Below are 17769 nucleotides of genomic sequence, written 5' to 3'. Positions count from 1 at the left end.
GCCAGATCGCCGACTGGATCATCGAAGTGGTCGACGGCCTGGCCGCCAATGGCGAGGACGGCAACGACGCCGTCGAAGCCAAGGTCAAGGCCGAGGTCGCAGACCTCTGCGCCAAATTCCCGATCTATCCAAACCTGTAAGTCGAAGGACCCTACCCCATGAGCTTTCATTCCATTGAACAAGCCCCTGCCCGCCTGAACCGCAGCGAGTTGGCCGTTCCGGGCAGTCAACCCGGTATGTTCGAAAAGGCTGCACAGTCGAATGTGGATGTCATCTTCCTTGATCTGGAAGACGCCGTTGCACCGGACGAAAAGGAACAGGCGCGCAAGAACATCATCGAAGCGCTGAACGACATCGACTGGGGCAACAAGACCATGTCGGTGCGGATCAACGGTCTGGACACCCATTACATGTACCGCGACGTGGTGGATGTGGTCGAACAGGCCGAAGACCGGCTGGACCTGATCATGATCCCCAAAGTCGGCACCGCCGCCGATGTCTATGCCGTCGATATGCTGGTCACTCAGATCGAGGACGCCAAGGGCTACAAGAAACGCATCGGCTTCGAGCACATCATCGAAACCGCGCTGGGTATGCAAAATGTCAGCGAGATCGCAGCCGCATCAAAGCGCAACGAAAGCCTGCATTTTGGTGTTGCCGACTATGCCGCCTCGACCCGCGCGCGGACCACGATCATCGGTGGCGTGAACCCGGATTATTCCGTGCTGACGGATGCCGATGACGAAGGTGGTCGCATGACCCATTGGGGCGACATGTGGCATTACGCGCTGGCGCGTATGGTGGTTGCCGCCCGTGCCAACGGTTTGCGCCCGATTGACGGGCCGTTCGGCGACTTCCAGGACCAGGACGGTTACCGCGCAGCGGCCAAACGTGCGGCGGTTCTGGGGTGCGAAGGCAAATGGGCGATCCATCCCAGTCAGATCGCGCTGGCAAACGAGGTGATGTCCCCGTCCGACGCCGAGGTCAACAAGGCCCAGCGTATTCTCGTTGCCATGGCCGAGGCCGAAGCCGCAGGCAAAGGCGCGGTGTCGCTGGACGGTCGCCTGATCGACTATGCCTCAATCCGACAGGCCGAAGTTCTGGTCGAAAAAGCAGGCCAAATTGCTGCAGCCTGACCCGTTTGAGCCTGAAAAACAGAAACTGCGAGGGAATAGTCCTCGCAGTTTTTGTGCGGTTGTCAGCAGAGCAATGCTGGCCGACTCGGACATCCAAATCACAGCCTCGGAGTATTTTTCCTCGGTGCTCCAACCTGCGGCACATTTTCCTTTTGAGTGTATCAATTTGAAATCACTTCACAATATCAGCTTGAAACTTGCCGAGCTGCAACTGATGCATCGCATGCGAACTTAAACTCCACAGCGCCGGAGCTTGCCACATTTAAGCCGGGATTCATTCCTAGTGAATGCCCAAGCAAACAACAAAACCTTTGAGGGGAGACGTCGGTGAATACTGGCGGTTTGGGGCGGTCCGTGCAGGTGCGCGCGGCCAGGGGTGGTCGAGTTGTCAAATGGAAAGGCAAAATTGCCAGCATTGCTCCTTCGGTGTTTCTGACCTCGGCATCCATAGGGACAGGATCGTCGTGAATTGCCGTGGCAGAGGTGAATTCCACGCGGCAAACCTCTCCGGTGGTTTTCTTGAATGACGAGGATAATAGTATCACATCCACAGGATCGGTGACTGTTTCCACGGCTACGGCCCCTACCGTGACGCTCGATCCGGTTGATTCCAGCACCGTGACCAACGATGGCACAGTGTCGGCAACGGCCAATGCAACGGCTATTGGTCTGCTGGTGGACACTCGGGTGCTGCCCTCCGGCCAGATCGTGAACAATGGCGCGATCAGCGCAACGGTTGCGGGTGCGACCAGCAATGCCACAGCGTTTAGCTTTTTGACCAACGGCGATTTCGGCGGGACGTTCCAGAATACCGGTACGCTGTCGGCCAATGCCGCGACTATTGCTGACAATGCAGTCGCCGTCGGCGCCGGGTTCGGGGACGGTGTTTAGGCAACCGGGACGGTCCATTACGGAGGATCAATTTCGGCCGCAGTGGCGGCAGGGACTTCGAACGCGACAGCGGCGGCGCTGCTGTTTGGGGATGACGTCAACACCACCATCAGAAACACCGGAACCCTGAGAGCGACAACGACCAGCGGCGCCAGTGTATCAGTGGCCGGTGTCAATGTAGAGGGCGCATTAAACGGAGACATCGTCAACGCGAACACCATAACCGTTCAGACCAATTCTGGAGCTGGCGGGATGACTGGAAACCTCACGAATTCTGGCACTGTTCCGGTGGTTGCAATCGGGTCAACAGAAACACGTGCAGACGGGTTTGATATCAGCAGCGGCTTGACGGGGACGATCACGAACACCGGCACAATTTCCGTCAACGCTTCGGGGTCTGACGAGATCTCCGTCAACGGTATCGATATTGCCGGCGGTCTGGCCGGGGCATTTTCCGATACGGGCACGATTCAGGTTATTGGCCACACGGATGAGGATGACCTGGACGCCTATGGCGTTAACATCCACGACGGCGTCACTGAGGATATTAGCAACAGCGGCGTGATTACGTTGCAGGCAAATGCCGGTGGTGAGGCCGAGGCGGTCGGGCCGAGAGTGTCCGGTGAAGCCGGGGTAGACATCCTGAACTCTGGCACGATTTCGATAGTCATCCAAAGCCATACCGATGACGCGCTGGGGTATGGCATTGCCATCGTTTCGGGGCTGGATGGCGATATCATCAATTCGGGCGTGATCTCGGTTCAGGGAATTGATGCAACCCAAGCCACCGTTGCCGGGATCTACGTCAATCGGCACTGGAACGGTGCGCTGAACAATTCCGGCACCATCCTTGCCATTGCGGATGCGGGCGAGGAAGAGGCGCAGGCCTATGGCGTTCTGACCCAATTTGACGCGGTGGATGCGGATATCACCAATTCCGAGTCATTCGAGGTGCAGGCCAGTTCCGATGACGAATATGCCCACGCCTATGCGATTTATTTCGGGCATGAAGCGCCCAACAGCAATGTGACGAACACAGGTTCAATGGCAGTTCAGGCTGAAGCCCGAGAACAGGCGCTTGCATCGGGGGTTTACTCGCAACACGGGATGACGGGCGACTTCAGCAACCAAAGTGACACTACCGTCGCGGCGAGTTCTTCGAACAATACTGCAATCGCCAACGGGTTTTTTGTCGGTGGCGATGGCAGCGTCGACAATTTCAACGGTAGCATCACAAACACTGGCTCGGTAGCCGTGCAGTCCTCGGCACAAGACGAAGCTGAGGCCCACAGTTTCAATGTCGAAGAATCCGTAAATGGAGACTTTTCGAATTCGGGTTCGGTGACAGCACTCTCGACATCTCAGAAAACTGAGGCGCAGGGTCACAGTGCTTACGTGGCAGGCGTGTTCATCAGGGACGGGCTGGACGGTTCGCTGACCAATTCGGGCAGGATCTCCGCACAAAGCGTGTCACCGACCGAGGATTCCTCGGCCCGTGGCATCTATGTACGCGGCGGCACCAGCGGTTTGGTCCAGAACAGCGGCAACATCCCTGTTTTTGCCCAAGGGGCCGAGTGCGCGCGGGCGCAGGCCGTTCTGCACTACGACACGATGTCGGGGGATGTCTCCAACTCGGGGACCGTGACGGCGACGGCCACTTTGATCAATGCCACGGCCAGCGCTGATGGCACCGCCGCAGGGCTCTATATCGAAGACATTCAGGGCAGTTTCTCGAACAGCGGGGTCATTCAGGCGACTGCTTCGGGCAGCGATATGGTCAACGCCTATGGATTGTATTTCGAAAACTTTGACGGTGAAATCGCGGCCGTAGGCGATATCTCGGCATCTTCCGAGGCCGGCGATGCTTATGCAATCTATCTGGGAACCGGCACCGGGACCCTGAATCTGGTCAGCACCGACATGGTGAGCGGTGTGATCCGGGTGCAAGACCACAACGTCAACCTGGGTGCCAATGGCGGCAGTGCGGTGTTCCGGTTTGAAGACACCGCAGCGGGGTCCGGTGTGTTTACCACCACGGTTTCGGACGGACGCTCGGGCTGGTTTGTGCAGGATGAAGGCGGGGCGGCGCCGATTTACGCCAGTGTCGATTTTTCGGGCCTGCTTACGTCGGCCGATGTGACGGCCTTCTACGGTGGCGCGGTCAACGGGTCGGTGAACGCGCTGAACTATGGGGGGCAGGCGCAGGTCACGCGCAATTCGATCACCGGTCGGGTGTCGGGCATCAGCTTTGGCCCCTTCCGCCCCTATGCGATAATCGACGCCACATCGCGCCAGTTCGAAAACGAAGGAACGGAAACCGATGTCACGGTGTTCAACGGCAGCGTCGGGTATTCCGGTCAACTGGACAACGGTCTGGCGCTGGCTTTGGGGCTGGGCGTATTCCGCTCGGACGGGGATACGGATACGACGGATTTCGACACCGGCGGCGTGTATCTGGACGCCTCTGTGGGCCGTCAGTTCGGCTTGTACACGGTTGAGGCCGGGCTGGGCTTCGGCTGGCAGTCTACCGATCGGTCCCGCGAAATCACCGGCAGCGCCGATGCGACCGCTGACTATGACAGCACGCTTGTTACCGCCTATCTGGGGATCGAACGGCCCTTTGGCATAAGCAACCCCTTCTCGCTGATGGGCTTTGGCGATATGCGCCATACCCGCCAGAAGGATGACGGCTATACCGAGACCGGTTCCTCGACCAATACCACGGTTGGGGACAGCACCATCGAAGTGATCGAGGCCCGCCTGGGTGTCGATGTGGAAAGGGCGTTGAACAGTGGCGGCACTCTGTTTGGTCAGCTGTCAGGCGTGTTGCGGCGTGATCTGGGTGATACCGATGCGTCCGTGACGGTATTCTCAACCACGCGGAACCTGTCCTTTGCCTCGAACGATTTCACCGGCGGCAGTGTGCTGATCGGGTACGAGCACGAGCTTGTCCCGATCATGCAATTCCAGGCCAATGCAGAACAGAAAATTGGCAGCGACGCGCAGGGGCCGAACTTCCGGGGCGGATTGCGGTGGGCCTTCTGACCGGCCCCTTACAGGGCACGCCATAAGTTTTCGGGTAGGGCGGGTATCCGCCCTACCTTTGGTCGCGCAGGCTCAACACTCAGAAATCTATCGAAAGACCGCCAATCGTTTCGACCAGCGGTTTCAGTTGATCTTCATAGTTCAGCCATTTGGCCTTGGTGGATCGAAAAAGCGGCTGGCGCACCTGATGCACTGGCGGTTCGCACGCGCCATTTGCGGGCGTGGAAACCCAGGCAGTTGCTGTCCCGGCCCAAACCGAAAAACTCCAGCAGCCGTCTGGTCTGGGCCTCGATATCATCGACCAACGCTTCGCAGCGAACCGTCAGGAACGCACCTTCGGGCAGCGTGTCGCGCCAGTGGTTCATGAGGCACACATAGTTGGTGTAGTAGCGGCCCAATTCGACCAGATCATAGCTGTGCAACTGGCTACGCTCGAACAGAGGTGTGTAGCAGGAAAGGCAGGTGTCAAATGGGTTGCCAGCCACGCGGCTGAACAGGTTTCGCAGGTCGTTCAGCTCACCCGCACCGAAGATATTGCTGTGCGCGTCCAGAATGGACTCGGTCAGAGTTGTGCCCGACCGCGGCATCCCGAGCCCAAAGATTGGCCGTTCACTGCCGACGGCGCAACCGCGGAACCAGTCGATCAGATGTAAGATCGGGCTGTCCGTTGTGATCTTGTCCACCATTGCCAGCGCAAGCAAAGAACCCAGCTTGTCATCTGCCGTCTCAGCGGCCCGTTCAAACTGCGCGCGAGGGTCAGAGGGGTTCTCGGCCTCGACCAGAACGGAAGTCAGATTGTTGGCACTTACCGGCCAGACGGATCGCACGCAATCCAATGTCTACGGCTTCGTCCAATTCGCTGGCCGAGCACAGGATTTCCACGAAATTTGCCAGAAACGCGGCATCGTTAGGCTGCAGCCGGACCGCTTCGCGAATGGCTTGGACCGCAACGTCCCCTGCCTTGCCAGGAACGCGGTGAGGCCGACCAACTGATGCGCGTCCGCATGGGCTTTGCTGTTCTGGTGATAGGTAAGAGAACGCCGGGCCCCGTCCATCCAAACTTCGCAGGTTCAGCGGCGTTTTGCGCCGGATGACCAAAGGCCATAAGCCCGATGATATCGCTTTGGCAGAGGGTCTGGTCACGCACCTCGACAATCCGGCACCTTAGTCCAGCGCCTCCTCTGGTACTGGAAGGGACTGACCGCAGGTTTTGCACCGGCCTGCCTCTGATTGCGTCTCGGAGTGGATTTGGTCGCGAATGTGATTGGCGGCGCGGTGCGACAGGCCCAGACTTTTTCTCAGGGCTTCGATATCCTTTTCATCCGCCTCGCAGATATCGCCATCTTCCAGCGCGGCGCGGAATTCGCGCTCCATCCTGGCGCGACGCCGGTGCAACTGGTCGTTGAGGCCGCTGGCAAGGATCCCTGCAGGCAACGCCGCCATGCCGATGCCGATCACTGTAATCAAGGCACCAAACACTTTACCCGCCACGGTGACCGGCGTCACATCGCCATAACCCACGGTCGTCAATGTGGCCATGGCCCACCACATGGCTGCAGGGATCGAGCCAAAGGCTTCGGGCTGCGCCTCGTGCTCGGCAATCCAGGCACCGCTGGCGGCGAAAATCAGCATCACCAGCAGAATGAAGAAGCCGGCAAAGAAAGACCCGGCCTCTTCCTCGAACACGGCGAACAGCATCCCGAGCGCCGGAGAATACCGGGTCAACTTGAGCAGCCGCAACATCCGGAACGTTCGCAGGATGCGCAGATCCATCGGGAAAAACAGGTAGAGCAGCGCCGGCAATATCGCCAGCAGGTCAATCACGGCCAGCGGAGACCGGACCCAGGCCAGACGGGATTTGCAATCCGGATCTTCCGGCGCAACCCAGAAACGCGCGGCGTACTCGGCCACAAAAACAAGCAGGGAAAGCCCTTCGAACAGGTCCAGCGCGACGTGCCAGCGCGTGTAGATGGGCCCGACTGTCTCAAGGATCACTGCAGTGACATTGAGCGAAATCAGAACGATCAACGCGATCTCAAGCAGCCATGGCCCGATTGCGGTGCGGTCTGGCCGCTCCAGCCACCAGTAGAGTTTCGCACGCAGGTTCTTGTGCTCCGATATAGTGTCACTCATGACGATACGTTATCCAGGCCCGGGTCACGGGGAATGCAAGTGCTGAGACGGCGCTCTCCCCAGGATCAAGTGCCTATCCAAGAAGGCACATGCGGCATGATAATGAAACAGGCAATGGTTGTAACGTCGCCAAACATACGCATGTCCCACCGTGGTCGTAAGAACCAATGGCAGTTCCGCAATCAGTCCTTCCCGACATCCCCGGCAAATCGGGCTGCATTTTCCTTGGCAAAAGTGCTGGCATCGGCCTCTGTGTCCCAAAAATGCGGGTTTGCCTTGGGAATGGTAAGGGCCTTTTGGACCGCCGGGCGGGCATCGATTCGGTCGAACCAGGCCTGTAGGTGGGGCAGGCCTTCAACGCTGGCGCGGGCCCAGACATAGGCGCGCGCCCAGGGAAAGATCATCATGTCTGCGATGGTGTATTCCCCGGCTGCAAGCCATTCCTTGCCCTCAAGATGGGCGTCCAGGACCTCAAGCAACCGGCGGGATTCGTCGATATAGCGTTTGATCGAAAACGGTTCCTCATGACCGTTTGGGGCGGCAATATGTTGGAAATACATCGCCTGTCCCATCATCGGGCCGATATGGCCGACCTGAAAGAACATCCACTGCATCACCTCGGACTGTTTGACCGGATCGGCGGGCAGGAATTGTCCGTATTTCTCAGCCAGATGCCATAGGATGGCCCCGCTTTCGAAAATTGCCCGCCCCTCGGCCCGGTCTTCGATCGTTGGGATTTTGCCGTTGGGATTGAGCTTCAGAAACTCAGGCGTTTTCTGCTCCTTTTTCGAGAAATCGATCGCCGTGAGGTCATAGGGAACGCCTGCTTCCTCCAGGAAGATCACCGGTTTGTAACCGTTCATGGTGGCCGCGGTATAGAGAAGGATATCAGGCCGCGACATGATCGACCTCGGCGAATATGGTGGTCAGATGGGCATCAAAACGTTTGAAATCGGCCTCGATCCCCGGGTTTTTCATGACGTCATACGCGGCAAAGGTCGGCAGCTGTTCCATGCCAAGGAATTTGGCGGTCAAGTGGATCGGGCGCATCAGGTCATCGACGCTGTCGCCCGCAAAGAAGGGCTCCGACGGGTTGTCGAACGCCTCTCGCGGCGCATTGAAGGTCACGGACAGCATGTATCTTTTCTCCTGTAGCGCTCCGCCCATACCGTAGTTGGCTTTCGGCGCTTCGGTCGTGCGGCCGTCGCCGGTGCTCAGACGCCCGTCCATTCCGGCAGTGTACACTTCGTCCATGTATTTCTTGAACACCCAGGGCGTTCCCATCCAGTTCACCGGGAATTGCATGATGACCACATCGGCCCATACATGCGCGTCAACCTCGGCGTCGATGTCGTAGCCATCCGCAATGGTCGTCAGGCGCACCGTGTGACCTTTGGCTGCCAACGCCTCCTGCGCTTTTTGCGCCAGGCTTGCGTTCAACCGACCCGGAGCGAACTCATAGGGCTGCGTGCCATTGATGATCAGGATGTTGCTCATGTCTGGTTCCTTGTTTCATAATTCTGCGGTCGCTTGACTTTGCGCGACGCCGTGATGAAGTTGTGTATTCAATGAAGGAAATGCAACCTGTTTACTTATAGTAACCTAGTTCTTGAGCGGCGGAGGTGCAGAATGCGGGCGCGAGTCGAAGACGATACCAAGGGGCGGCAGCAGGTTTATGACGCCTGTTCAGAGCCTTGCCCGATCGAACGCGGCATGCGGATCATCGGCGGGAAATGGACGGGGTCCATTCTGTGGCACCTTAAGGACGGTCCTGTGCGCTTTAACGATCTGTCCCGCCTGATTGGCGGCGCCAGCAAAAAGATGATCACCGAGCGGCTGCGCCAGCTTGAGGCTCGGGGCCTGGTCCGGCGCGAAGTGATGGACACCGCGCCGGTCTCGGTACAGTACGAGATCACCGAATTGGGTTGCACCGCACTGGGATTTCTAGGCGCGCTGCGGAAATGGAGCGAGAGCCTGCCTCGAAGTAGCGCAGATACCTGAACGCGCCGCCCGGGAGGCCCTGACCTTCAGAGCAAGCCTTACAGTATGATGCCCATGTAAGGACTGGCGGCGGCAGGCGGACCCGCTTGGCCATCAGAGGGCAATCCTCGGAAATCGGTTATCGATACGTTTTGCCGCCCACAAGATTACGCTCTTGTGCAAACAGGGTTCCGGTATCCACGCCGTTCAGATCCGTATCGATTGCCCTCGACCGCTGATGGTTCCGCCAATTGGCATCCACCAACACCGGCGCCGGATCGGCAGCGGGCAAGCAGGTGCCTCTGATCAGATCAGCGGCGCGTTCCGCCAGCATCAGCGTCGGCACGTTGAGGTCCCCAGCCGTGGCCTGCGGCATGACCGAAGCGTCAACGACACGCAACCCTTCCATTCCGTGAACGCGCATCGTATCGGGGTCGATGACGGATTGCGGGTCGTCACCCATCCGACAGGTACCGCAGGGATGAAAAGCGCTTTCGACCTTGTCCTTGATGAACTGATCGATCTGCGCGTCACTGTTGCAATCCGGTCCCGGAGCAAGTTCACGACCGGCGAAAGGGGCCAAGGCGGGTTGCTGAAAAATCTCGCGCGCCAGGTGAACGCAGGCGCGCATTTCCCGCCAGTCGTCTTCGTGGCTCATGTAGTTGAACCGCACGCTAGGAGGTCCCAGCGGGCGCGATGCGTTCAGCCGCACGCTGCCTCGGCTTTTCGATCGCTTCGTGCCGACATGCACCTGAAACCCGTGCCCCTTGGCCAGCGCTTTCCCGTCATAGGAAATGGCCAACGGCAGGAAGTGAAACTGTATGTCGGGGTAAAGGATACCAGCGCGACTGCGGATATGGGCCCCGGCCTCGAAATGATTGGTGGCCCCCAACCCGTCGCGGCGCAGCAGCCAGCGCAATCCGATCCGAGCTTTGCCCAAAAGGCTTATATGCGGGTAAAGCGACACCGGCTGCGTGCATTCCTGCTGCACGTACAATTCCAGATGATCCATCAGATTGCCACCAACGCCGGGCAAGTGGTGAACAACGGCGATGCCAGCCTGTTGTATCTCGCGCCTCGGTCCGATGCCTGAGCGCTGAAGAATGACCGGGGACATGATCGAGCCTGCGGACAGGATTACCTCTGAGGCCAGCACCTGAACCCGTTTTCCCTTGTGGTCGTATTCAACGCCAACCGCTTTGCGCCCCTCAGTCAGGATGCGCGTTGTGTGGGCGTGGGTCACGACCCGGACATTGCCCCGCGCCACGGCCGGGCGCAGATAGGCGACGGCGGCACTGCATCGCTCACCCGCGTCCACGTTCATTTCCATCGGACCGAAGCCCTCATGCTGGAGGTCGTTCATGTTGGCGCTGCGGGCGTATCCGGCCTGAACGCCCGCTTCGATGAACGCCTGATACAGAGGGTTGATTTCGGGCCCGCGTGTCACCTTGACCGGGCCGCCGCGCCCCCGAAACGCACCTGCGTCCGAAGCGTTTTCCAATCGCCTGAAATAGGGCAGCACGTTGGCCCAGTTCCACCCCGCCGCCCCATGATCCGCCCAAAGTTCGTAATCCATCGGGTTGCCACGCACATAGCACATTCCATTGATCGAGCTTGATCCCCCCAGCCCCTTGCCGCGCGGCAGGTTCATGACACGCCCATCCAGATGCGGTTCGGGTTCGGTCACGAACCCCCAGTTGAAGCGTCTGGTATTCATTGGGATCGACAGGGCCGACGGCATTCGAACGATCGTGGCATTGTCGCTGCCCCCGGCCTCGAGCACCAGAATGCGCTTGCGTGTATCTTCACCCAAGCGGTTCGCCAGAACGCAACCCGCAGAGCCTGCGCCCACAATGATATAGTCGTAGTGCTCCATCCGGTTCAGCGGATCATCGCCATGAATTTGACAACGGTTTCGGGCTGTTTCCACGTACCCGTGAACCCCTTGGGCAGCAGGAACGCTTGGCCGGGCCCGAACCGGTCAGAGCTGCCATCGGGGTAAATCAACTCGACCGTTCCAGCGATCATGAACATGAACTCGTCATAGGCATAATCGACGATCTCGTCGGTGTAGGGCTCGCATTTCCAGGTACCGACGCGCACCTCATCCGAGGCACGATCAATCACGAGTTTTTCCCATTCCAGCGGCGCGGCCACCTCGGGTGAGCTCATGATCATCTGGCGGGGAGCAGCCATCAGGGCATGTGCCCCAGCATCGGTCAGATTGATTGCGCGGATCATTTGGGCCTCCGGACATGTGTTGCGGAACGGCTAGCATTGATTGAACCGTGGTTCAATAAATTGTTGAACAGCGGTTCAATAATGTGACTGGCGTTCAGTCCATGTGCCGCCTACAAAGGCCCGAAGTCACAAGAGGTCACCCCGTGTCGCGTTTGTCAGACATCGAAATCCGCAAGCTCCAGATCATCGAGGCCACCATGGACGTGCTGAATGATCAGGGGTTCTGTGCGCTGAAGATCCGGGATGTGGCACGTCAGGCGGGTGTTTCTGCCGGGTTGGTCTGCCACTACTACGACACCAAACAGGGGCTGCTGCTGGCGGCGATCCGCCATGCGGTGACCTCTTATGGCGAGCAGTTGGATCTGATTGCGGCACAGGACACTCCGCCCAGGGATAAGGTCTTGTCGCTGGTGCATATGGCGCTGGCGCCCGAGCAATCGAACAAACGGCTGTCATCGGTGTGGCTGACGCTCTATTGCCTTGCAGGGTCAGACGCCGACTATCATCAGGAACTGCTGCGCTATCAGCAGCGGAACCTCGACGTGGTCCGCTCGGCCATTGCTCCGCTATATTCCGATGAAGAGGGCGGGCACATTGCGCGCATGATTGTTGCGCTGATCGACGGGGTGTGGCTGCAACACGCAACGCGCGTCGAACCCGTCGACCTGACGGCGGCGCAGAATCTGGTAACCACCCTGACGGAACAGGCGCTGTCAGCGCACCGCTGAGACGGACCGTAGACTACCCGCGCGACGCGATCGAAGAACCGGGGTCGAAGGTTACCCACCGACCGAAGACAACCTCGTCGCACCCCCCGCGCTGGTTTCGCTTTGGGCAAGGCTTGACCAGGCATCATATTGCGACAGAAACACCTGCCCGTTCAGCTTATCGGGAAAATGTGTGCGGTTCAGCCGGTCCATGACCGGACCCTTGACCTCGGACAGGTGCAGACCGACGCCCATGTCAATGAGCCGGTGGTTTATCGCCTCAAGGCTTTCGAGAGCTGAAAAGTCCACCTCATTCACCGCCGAGAACATCAGCACCACATTCCGAACCGTACATCCTTCGGTCACGCGACTTTGGATCAGCGTCTCCAGAAATCGTGCGTTCACGAAACACAGGCTTTCATCAACGCGCAGCGTCACCAGCGAAGGAACGGTTTCCACATCATGGCGCAGGATGTTCCGGAAATGCTGGGTTCCGGGAACAAGGCCAACCTCGGCCACATGCGGGCGCGAGGTCTTGTAGAGGTGCAGCAGAACCGAGAGCGCCACACCGGAAGCCACCCCAACCTCGACCCCCAGTCCCAGCGTCAGCAGAATGGTCGCGGTCACAGCGGTAAAATCGGCGCGGGAATAGCGCCAGGTTTTCTTCAGGATGGACAGATCAACAAGGCTGAGCACTGCGACGATGATGGTCGCCGCCAGCGTGGCCCTGGGCAGGTAGAAGACCAAAGGTGTCAACGCCACCGCCGCGATGGCCAGACCGATGGCGGTGAATGCACCCGCTGCGGGTGTTTCCGCGCCAGCGTCGAAATTGACAACCGAGCGGGCAAAGCCGCCGGTCACCGGATACCCCCCGGTAAAGGCGGCGCCCAGATTTGCGGCCCCCAGACCAATCAGTTCCTGATCCGGATCAATGCGTTGACGTTTCTTGGCCGCCAGAGTCTGCGCGACCGAGACGCTTTCGACAAAACCAATGATCGAAATCAGAATGGCCGGAATTGCAAGCGCCCTGATCAGATCCGGGGAAAATCCCGGCAGGGTCAGGGGCGGCAGGCTTTGAGGCACGCGCCCGACAATCTGCACACCCTCGGCGGCCAGATCGAGCCGCCAGACGGCGACGGTCGTGGCGACCACGGCTGCGACCGGACCGGCTTTGGTCAGGATATCTGCCAGCACCGGCGGCACTCCCAACCGGTTCAGAAACGGTCTGAGGTTTTTTCGCACCCAGAACAGAAACCCGGTTGCCAGAGTTCCGATCGCCACGGTCACCCAGTTGACCTCGGGCAGGTGTTGAAAGATCGAACCCAGCATTTCCGGCAACGTATGACCATGTGCGCTGACCCCCAGTATGTGTTTGACCTGGCTGGTCGCAATCAGAATACCCGAGGCCGTGATAAACCCGGCAATGACCGGATGGCTGAGGAAATTGGCCAGAAACCCAAGGCGCAAAACCCCCATGAGCACCAGAAGCCCGCCGGACAGGAAGGCCAGCGTCAGCGCCGCAACCGCATAGCCCGCCGACCCCTGTTCAGCCATCTGCCCAATGGCCGTTGCGGTCAGCAGCGACACCACCGCCACCGGTCCAACCGCCAGCGCCCGGCTGGTGCCGAAGATCGAATACAGCACGATGGGCACGATGGATGCGTAGATCCCCGCCTCGGGGGGCAACCCGGCCAGCAATGCATAGGCCAGCGATTGCGGGATCAGCATGATCGTCACGATCAGGGCCGCAATGAGGTCGTTTGAAAAGGCGCCACGCGTATAGGTTCGGCCCCAGTCCAGAACGGGGACATATTGGCGGAGGCGTTCGATCATCTAGACTTTCCGGTGTTCAGAGCGGGCGGTGCAGTCAGCACCCCCCGCTTGTCGTCGTGCGCAAAACACACAAACCCAGTTCTTATTCTGGTGCGACATTCAGCTTTTCGGGCCGCGCCATCCATTCCTTGCCGCGCAGCATGGCCTTCCAATAGATCGGCGGCAGCAGGGTTTCCTTCAGGAACCACGCCATGCGGCTTGGCTGTGTCCCGTCGATCAGGAAACGCGGGAAACTGGGTTTCAGTGCGCCGCCATAGCCGAACTCGGCCAGTACGATCTTGCCGCGCTCAACCGTCAGCGGGCAGGAGCCATACCCGTCATATTGCGCCACAGCCGAGCGACCAGCGATGTCAGCCACGATGTTGCCCGCCACGGTTGGTGCCTGTTTGCGGGCCGCAGCGGCGGTTTTTGCATTGGGCGCATTCATCACGTCACCCAGCGACCAGATGTTGTCGTAGCTCTTGTGGCGCAGCGTCGATTGATCCACATCGACCCAGCCTGCCGCGTCGGCCAGAGGTGAGACACGCACGAAATCGGGCGCCGTCTGGGGCGGGCAGACATGGATCATGTCAAACTCGACCTCGACCTTATCCGGGTCGCTATCCGGCTTGATCGCTTCGAAAACCGCCGTTTTGGCCGGCCCGTCGATCGCCACCAGATTGTGGAAGAAATTCAGCGTGGCACCATATTTCTCGACATACCGCTCCAGCGCCGGGACATAATCCTTGACCCCGAACAGAACGCCGCCCGCGTTCATGAACTGGATGTCGATATCCTTCAGCGCACCGCTGCGAAACCAGGCATCGCCTGACAGATACATGGCCTTTTGCGGCGCACCGGCGCATTTGATCGGCATCGGCGGCTGAGTAAACAGCGCTTTGCCCTCTTTCATCTCTTGCACCAGTTGCCAGGTGTAGGGCGCAAGGTCATAGCGATAGTTCGACGTCACACCATTGCGGCCCAAGGTCTCTTCCAGACCCTCGACCTTGCCCCAATCCAGCTTCAGCCCGGGGCATACGACAAGGCGGTCGTATTTCACCACCCGGCACCCGTCCAGAACGACGGCGTTGTTCTGCGGCTCGAACGCGGCAACCGCGGCCTTGATCCAGTGAACCCCTTTCGGGATCAGGCTGCCCATGGTTTTCGCCGTTGTCTGAGCGTCAAAGATGCCGCCGCCCACCATGGTCCAGCCGGGCTGATAATAGTGAATATCGGCGGGGTCGATCACCGCAATGTCCAGATCAGGTTGCCGCGATTTGAGGCTGGCCGCGACCGAAATACCCCCCGCGCCCGCGCCTACAATCACGATCTGAAATTGCGCGTCGCCCGTGTCGGTTGGGGTTTTGCCGCCATTGGCGATGCGGCGGGCAACACCGTTCATGTCATAGCCTGCGGCCTTGGTGGCCATCAGGATCTCGGACATGGGGCGTTTCTTGGCCTCGTGAAACGACCACAGCGTGGCCGAACGTGTTCCGGTCCGGCAATAGGCCAGCACCGGGCGCTGAACGTCCTCCAAAGCGTCACCAAACGCTGAAACATCCTGATCCTTCACCATCCCCGTCTGCACCGGGACATAGCGCGCCTCAATCCCTGCGGCGGCGGCAGCGGCGGCAATTTCCTTGAACGATGGCTGGTCGGCGCCTTCGCCATCCGGCCGGTTGCAGATGATCGCGCGAAATCCCTGCGCCGCGATGGTTTGGATGTCCTCAACCGAGATCTGCGGGCTGACCGTGAACTTGGGTGATATGGTACGCAGTTCCATGACTCTCCTCCCTTTTGCGGCTTACAGCCCGTTGACCGGCACTTTGAGCATCGGTTTGCCATCCGCGTCGGTCGGCACCTCTCCGGCCCGCATGTTGACCTGCAGGGAGGGGATGATGAGGTTGGGCATGGCAAGCGTGGCATCGCGTTCGGTGCGGAACCTGACGAACTCTTCCTTCGTCTTGCCGCCACCGACATGGATGTTGTGGGCTTTTTCCTCGGCCACGCTGGTTTCCCAGGCGATATCGCGCCCGTTGGGCCCGTAGTCGTGGCACATGAACAGCCGAGTTTCATCTGGCAGGGCCAGAACCTTCTGGATCGAGTCGTAGAGAACCCCCGCATCCCCGCCCGGGAAATCAGCACGGGCCGAGCCGCCGTCGGGCATGAAAAAGGTGTCACCAACAAAGGCCGCATCACCCATCACATGCACCATGCAGGCCGGGGTGTGACCGGGCGTATACATGGCAAAGGCTTGCATCGTGCCGATCATGTAGGTGTCGCCATCCTCGAACAGGGCATCGAATTGCGACCCGTCGCGCTGAAACTCGGTGCCTTCGTTGAAGACCTTGCCGAATGTATCCTGCACTACGGTGATCTTGGCACCGACCCCGATCTTGCCGCCAAGCTTTTCCTGAATATACGGCGCGGCCGAAAGGTGATCGGCGTGGACATGGGTTTCGATGATCCACTCCAGCTTCAGCCCTTTTTCCGTGATCACGCGGATCAGTTCCTCCGCGTGATCAAAGGTGATACGGCCCGCCGCGTAATCGATATCCATGACGCTGTCGACGATGGCGCAGGCGTTCGAACCCGGATCCTTGACGATATAGCTGATGGTATTCGTGGCCGCGTCAAAATACGCGAAAACGTCGGGTTTTACGGCCATGTTTACGGGATAGGTCGTCATGTGGTGTCTCCTCCGGGTCGTATTCAGGGTGTGGCAACCGTTCCGGTCAGCCACAATTGCTGCAGGTTTTCAGGCCGACGATGCGGTAGAGCGGGCAGTTCCCCACAAAAGCCGTCAGCGTGAAGACCGCCGCGACGATCAACGCCAGCCAGAACAGGGCACCGGTGCCAAGCACGGTTGTTCCAAGGGCGGCATAAGCCAGGGCAGCGGCAATCACGATGCGCAGGGTGCGGTCAATTTTTCCCATATTTGTGGTCATGTCTCACTCCATCGAGAATCGATGGGCTTTCAATCGCACAGCCGGGGTCGGACCTTTGGTGACTTGGTCACCAAAGCCGCGAGTTATGGAAAATCGGAATATCTCAGGCGGCGCTGGCTTTGACCATATGCTCCAGCCCTTCGCGTTCGGTCAGACGAACCTCACCTCGGGCTTGCTCGACCCAGCCGCGGCGCTGGAATTCGGACAGGGTGCGCGAGATCACCTCGCGCGCGGTCCCCAGCTCGGTTCCAAGAATGGCGTGGGTTGCATGCACGACGTTGTAGTCGTCCGCAAGCTCTAGCAATCGTGCGGCCAGTCGTACGTCCATGCGTTGAAAAACGATGTCGTCGATCAATGTGAACAGATCAGTGATCCGCCGGGAATATGCGGTAAAGACAAACTCGCGAAACACCGTCGATTTCGCAACCAGACCGTCAAACGTGTTTCGGGGGATGGCAACGGCGGTGATGTCGGTTTCGGCGAGACCGTCGGCCGAGTAATCCTCGAACGCCAGCATGCAGGCGGTGGTCAAGACGCAGCTTTCACCGGCATGAACCCGGTACAGAAAAACCTCTCGGCCGGTATCCGATTTCTGCTGCACCCGAACGGTGCCGTCCAGCAACAGCAACAGATTGTCCGCCGTCTGACCCGGCGCAAAGACCTGAGTGCCTGCGGGCAGCGAAATGACCTGACTGCCTGCAACAAGCTCTGCCCGAATATCTTCGGGCAGACGGCTCAGACCTTTGAACTTGTCGATCCACGTGTGATCCATGGCGTCCCACTCAACTAAGGCGCGTTGGGGCGTTCCCCAACAAACACATTCATTAAGGTGAAATCGTATCTGCCGCCTGTTGTAAACCTTTCTGACCAAACTCA

Annotated in this window: 17 protein-coding genes and 1 pseudogene; 6 read left to right on the top strand and 12 right to left on the bottom strand. The window is 59.2% G+C overall.

Annotated features, from left to right (window positions below; translation table 11 throughout):
• Together glyA and ACOQFT_RS15740 are read left to right on the top strand one after the other, a co-directional pair.
• Positions 1 to 140, top strand: a pseudogene (glyA, locus tag ACOQFT_RS15745) (serine hydroxymethyltransferase); the annotation flags it as partial.
• Between the two features lie 18 nt (positions 141 to 158).
• The gene (locus tag ACOQFT_RS15740) at positions 159 to 1136 is read left to right on the top strand and encodes an HpcH/HpaI aldolase/citrate lyase family protein (RefSeq protein ID WP_421598833.1); all 978 of its coding nucleotides are present in this window, start codon (positions 159 to 161) and stop codon (positions 1134 to 1136) included.
• A gap of 185 nt (positions 1137 to 1321) precedes the next feature.
• Here ACOQFT_RS15740 and ACOQFT_RS15735 read toward each other — a convergent pair whose 3' ends face one another.
• A complete protein-coding gene (locus tag ACOQFT_RS15735) occupies positions 1322 to 1708 on the bottom strand; it encodes a hypothetical protein (protein ID WP_421598832.1) in 387 nt (128 codons plus the stop codon).
• Between ACOQFT_RS15735 and ACOQFT_RS15730 the strand changes: the two genes are divergently transcribed.
• Complete coding sequence (locus ACOQFT_RS15730; RefSeq protein ID WP_421598831.1) at positions 1695 to 2027, top strand: hypothetical protein; 333 nt, start codon at positions 1695 to 1697, stop codon at positions 2025 to 2027. The two genes, ACOQFT_RS15735 and ACOQFT_RS15730, sit on opposite strands and share 14 nt — an antisense overlap.
• A 252-nt stretch (positions 2028 to 2279) precedes the next feature.
• The gene (locus ACOQFT_RS15725; RefSeq protein WP_421598830.1) at positions 2280 to 5072 is read left to right on the top strand and encodes an autotransporter outer membrane beta-barrel domain-containing protein; all 2793 of its coding nucleotides are present in this window, start codon (positions 2280 to 2282) and stop codon (positions 5070 to 5072) included.
• 134 nt (positions 5073 to 5206) lie between these two features.
• Here ACOQFT_RS15725 and ACOQFT_RS15720 read toward each other — a convergent pair whose 3' ends face one another.
• The 4 genes from ACOQFT_RS15720 to ACOQFT_RS15705 form a co-directional block, all read right to left on the bottom strand.
• Complete coding sequence (locus tag ACOQFT_RS15720; RefSeq protein ID WP_421598829.1) at positions 5207 to 5899, bottom strand: sulfotransferase family protein; 693 nt, start codon at positions 5897 to 5899, stop codon at positions 5207 to 5209.
• 337 nt (positions 5900 to 6236) lie between these two features.
• On the bottom strand, positions 6237 to 7205 hold the full coding sequence (locus ACOQFT_RS15715; protein WP_421598828.1) for an ion transporter: 969 nt from the start codon (positions 7203 to 7205) through the stop codon (positions 6237 to 6239).
• 182 nt (positions 7206 to 7387) lie between these two features.
• Positions 7388 to 8107 carry a glutathione S-transferase family protein gene (locus tag ACOQFT_RS15710; RefSeq protein WP_421598827.1) on the bottom strand — a complete coding sequence of 240 codons (720 nt, stop codon included), beginning with the start codon at positions 8105 to 8107 and terminating at the stop codon, positions 7388 to 7390.
• Positions 8094 to 8702 (bottom strand): NAD(P)H-dependent oxidoreductase, encoded by a 609-nt coding sequence (locus ACOQFT_RS15705; RefSeq protein ID WP_421598826.1) that lies wholly within the window; start codon positions 8700 to 8702, stop codon positions 8094 to 8096. Before ACOQFT_RS15705 ends, ACOQFT_RS15710 begins: the two co-directional genes overlap by 14 nt.
• Positions 8703 to 8834: 132 nt before the next feature.
• On the opposite strand from ACOQFT_RS15705, the gene ACOQFT_RS15700 reads away from it, so the two are divergent.
• A complete protein-coding gene (locus ACOQFT_RS15700) occupies positions 8835 to 9206 on the top strand; it encodes a winged helix-turn-helix transcriptional regulator (RefSeq protein WP_421598825.1) in 372 nt (123 codons plus the stop codon).
• 118 nt (positions 9207 to 9324) lie between these two features.
• Here the strand turns inward: ACOQFT_RS15700 and betA are convergent, their stop codons facing one another.
• Both betA and ACOQFT_RS15690 read right to left on the bottom strand, forming a co-directional pair.
• Positions 9325 to 11061, bottom strand: a complete 1737-nt coding sequence (gene betA, locus ACOQFT_RS15695) for a choline dehydrogenase (RefSeq protein WP_421598836.1) — start codon at positions 11059 to 11061, stop codon at positions 9325 to 9327.
• Positions 11062 to 11066: 5 nt separating this feature from the next.
• Complete coding sequence (locus ACOQFT_RS15690) at positions 11067 to 11426, bottom strand: cupin domain-containing protein (RefSeq protein ID WP_421598824.1); 360 nt, start codon at positions 11424 to 11426, stop codon at positions 11067 to 11069.
• 143 nt (positions 11427 to 11569) lie between these two features.
• Between ACOQFT_RS15690 and betI the strand changes: the two genes are divergently transcribed.
• The gene (gene betI / locus ACOQFT_RS15685) at positions 11570 to 12154 is read left to right on the top strand and encodes a transcriptional regulator BetI (RefSeq protein WP_421598823.1); all 585 of its coding nucleotides are present in this window, start codon (positions 11570 to 11572) and stop codon (positions 12152 to 12154) included.
• A gap of 51 nt (positions 12155 to 12205) precedes the next feature.
• On the opposite strand, the gene ACOQFT_RS15680 is transcribed toward betI, so the two are convergent.
• From ACOQFT_RS15680 to ACOQFT_RS15660, 5 genes are all read right to left on the bottom strand, one after another.
• Complete coding sequence (locus tag ACOQFT_RS15680; protein WP_421598822.1) at positions 12206 to 13966, bottom strand: SulP family inorganic anion transporter; 1761 nt, start codon at positions 13964 to 13966, stop codon at positions 12206 to 12208.
• A gap of 82 nt (positions 13967 to 14048) precedes the next feature.
• A complete protein-coding gene (locus tag ACOQFT_RS15675) occupies positions 14049 to 15728 on the bottom strand; it encodes a TIGR01244 family sulfur transferase (protein WP_421598821.1) in 1680 nt (559 codons plus the stop codon).
• A 21-nt stretch (positions 15729 to 15749) separates the two neighbouring features.
• Positions 15750 to 16634 (bottom strand): MBL fold metallo-hydrolase, encoded by an 885-nt coding sequence (locus ACOQFT_RS15670; protein ID WP_421598820.1) that lies wholly within the window; start codon positions 16632 to 16634, stop codon positions 15750 to 15752.
• A 46-nt stretch (positions 16635 to 16680) separates the two neighbouring features.
• The gene (locus ACOQFT_RS15665; RefSeq protein WP_421598819.1) at positions 16681 to 16893 is read right to left on the bottom strand and encodes a YgaP family membrane protein; all 213 of its coding nucleotides are present in this window, start codon (positions 16891 to 16893) and stop codon (positions 16681 to 16683) included.
• Between the two features lie 103 nt (positions 16894 to 16996).
• Positions 16997 to 17665 (bottom strand): Crp/Fnr family transcriptional regulator, encoded by a 669-nt coding sequence (locus tag ACOQFT_RS15660; RefSeq protein WP_421598818.1) that lies wholly within the window; start codon positions 17663 to 17665, stop codon positions 16997 to 16999.
• Positions 17666 to 17769 lie beyond the last annotated feature (104 nt).

Source organism: Ruegeria sp. MALMAid1280 (assembly GCF_049195285.1).
Taxonomy (GTDB): domain Bacteria; phylum Pseudomonadota; class Alphaproteobacteria; order Rhodobacterales; family Rhodobacteraceae; genus Ruegeria.
This window is presented reverse-complemented; position numbering and strand designations above follow the sequence as displayed.

What these genes read in the sequence shown, in the direction of transcription:
- betA (WP_421598836.1), bottom strand. Translation starts at nt 11,061, where the DNA reads ATGGAGCACTACGACTATATCATTGTGGGCGCAGGCTCTGCGGGTTGC.
- ACOQFT_RS15675 (WP_421598821.1), bottom strand. Translation starts at nt 15,728, where the DNA reads ATGGAACTGCGTACCATATCACCCAAGTTCACGGTCAGCCCGCAGATC.
- ACOQFT_RS15670 (WP_421598820.1), bottom strand. Translation starts at nt 16,634, where the DNA reads ATGACGACCTATCCCGTAAACATGGCCGTAAAACCCGACGTTTTCGCG.
- ACOQFT_RS15705 (WP_421598826.1), bottom strand. Translation starts at nt 8,702, where the DNA reads ATGAGCAACATCCTGATCATCAATGGCACGCAGCCCTATGAGTTCGCT.
- ACOQFT_RS15725 (WP_421598830.1), top strand. Translation starts at nt 2,280, where the DNA reads ATGACTGGAAACCTCACGAATTCTGGCACTGTTCCGGTGGTTGCAATC.
- ACOQFT_RS15700 (WP_421598825.1), top strand. Translation starts at nt 8,835, where the DNA reads ATGCGGGCGCGAGTCGAAGACGATACCAAGGGGCGGCAGCAGGTTTAT.
- ACOQFT_RS15680 (WP_421598822.1), bottom strand. Translation starts at nt 13,966, where the DNA reads ATGATCGAACGCCTCCGCCAATATGTCCCCGTTCTGGACTGGGGCCGA.
- ACOQFT_RS15740 (WP_421598833.1), top strand. Translation starts at nt 159, where the DNA reads ATGAGCTTTCATTCCATTGAACAAGCCCCTGCCCGCCTGAACCGCAGC.
- ACOQFT_RS15660 (WP_421598818.1), bottom strand. Translation starts at nt 17,665, where the DNA reads ATGGATCACACGTGGATCGACAAGTTCAAAGGTCTGAGCCGTCTGCCC.
- ACOQFT_RS15715 (WP_421598828.1), bottom strand. Translation starts at nt 7,205, where the DNA reads ATGAGTGACACTATATCGGAGCACAAGAACCTGCGTGCGAAACTCTAC.
- ACOQFT_RS15665 (WP_421598819.1), bottom strand. Translation starts at nt 16,893, where the DNA reads ATGACCACAAATATGGGAAAAATTGACCGCACCCTGCGCATCGTGATT.
- ACOQFT_RS15710 (WP_421598827.1), bottom strand. Translation starts at nt 8,107, where the DNA reads ATGTCGCGGCCTGATATCCTTCTCTATACCGCGGCCACCATGAACGGT.
- ACOQFT_RS15690 (WP_421598824.1), bottom strand. Translation starts at nt 11,426, where the DNA reads ATGATCCGCGCAATCAATCTGACCGATGCTGGGGCACATGCCCTGATG.